The following is a 492-nucleotide window of genomic DNA, read 5'->3' as shown; positions in this document are numbered from 1 at the left end:
AGGACGTCGCTTCGCAACAATGAGACCACTGAGCAATCAGTGGTTTTTTTGTGTCTTGAATTGTCAAATTAAACGCAACGCCTTGCCAAAGAAGAGCTCATAAGGTGTTTTCCAACCTAAGCACTTACGCGGACGTTTATTTAGTGGATCGATACAAGTGTTAATATAATCTTTTGAACAATCTGTAATATTCTGGGTTTTCGGAAAGTATTCTCTAAGTAGCCCATTTGTATTCTCATTCGTTCCACGTTGCCATGGTGCATGAGGATCTGCGAAGTAAAACGGAATTTTATCTAACTGATTTGTCACTTCTCGATGCTTTGAAAACTCTTTCCCCCGGTCTGGTGTAATGGATTTTCGTTTGTTTTTTGGCAAGGCAGACAGTAGTTTAATGACTGAATCACGAACGCTTTCACACGCATAAAACATGAAGCAGTACAGCTGAGCAAGGAGGTCGAGGCGCCAAGGCGTGCGGAGCGGAATGTACGGAGC

Annotated in this window: 1 protein-coding gene; it reads right to left on the bottom strand. The window is 42.9% G+C overall.

What is annotated here, in order from left to right:
- Positions 1 to 63 precede the first annotated feature (63 nt).
- A partial coding sequence (locus C9J34_RS21460; protein WP_107842190.1) for an IS30 family transposase occupies positions 64 to 492 on the bottom strand: 429 nt, incomplete at its 5' end.

The organism is Metasolibacillus meyeri (assembly GCF_003049505.1).
GTDB classification, from domain to species: Bacteria; Bacillota; Bacilli; order Bacillales_A; family Planococcaceae; genus Metasolibacillus; species Metasolibacillus meyeri.
This window is presented reverse-complemented; position numbering and strand designations above follow the sequence as displayed.